This window comes from Staphylococcus sp. EG-SA-2, assembly GCF_017152085.1.
Genome location: NZ_JACYHC010000137.1, coordinates 1 through 543, shown reverse-complemented (window position 1 = coordinate 543; position 543 = coordinate 1). Strand labels below are relative to the sequence as shown.

Genomic DNA, 543 nt, shown 5'->3' with positions numbered 1-543 from the left:
TTCATTACTTGTGGCAGCTAACACTGCAGGTGGTGTAGCAGCGAAACTTATTTCACCACAATCAATTGCCATTGCGACTGCAGCTGTTAAAAAAGTTGGTGAAGAATCTGCATTATTAAAAATGACGTTAAAATACAGTATTATATTTGTTGCCTTTATTTGTGTTTGGACGTTTATACTAACGTTAATATTCTAAATATAAATAATGTTGTCACTTGGATTCAAATGACATTTTAAATCTAATTATTCATGAATCGAACTAGTACGAAATGCAATGAGCATCTTGTCTAGTTCGATTTTTTAATGTCTAAAAATGTCGTATATGTAATCAGAGTAGAAAGTGTTGAGGCGTTTCAGAAGTTGTTTAGAAAAGTAAGTAAAATAAAAAATGCACTGAGCAACAAAAGATGTTGCTCGTGCATTTAGATGATTCTTATCATTTCAAATAAGAATGTGTTAATCAACGTATATAAGTTAAAATTGGTTTGGATAAAATGATATCTATCGTTGTGTATTGTTTGTTTTTATAGTTCGCGACGACGT

General features: G+C 30.9%; 1 protein-coding gene. It reads left to right on the top strand.

Annotated elements, in window-relative coordinates; genetic code table 11:
- Positions 1-196 (top strand): L-lactate permease (locus IDG60_RS01350; RefSeq protein WP_206160398.1); only part of this gene is annotated, 196 nt, incomplete at its 5' end.
- Positions 197-543: the final 347 nt, after the last annotated feature.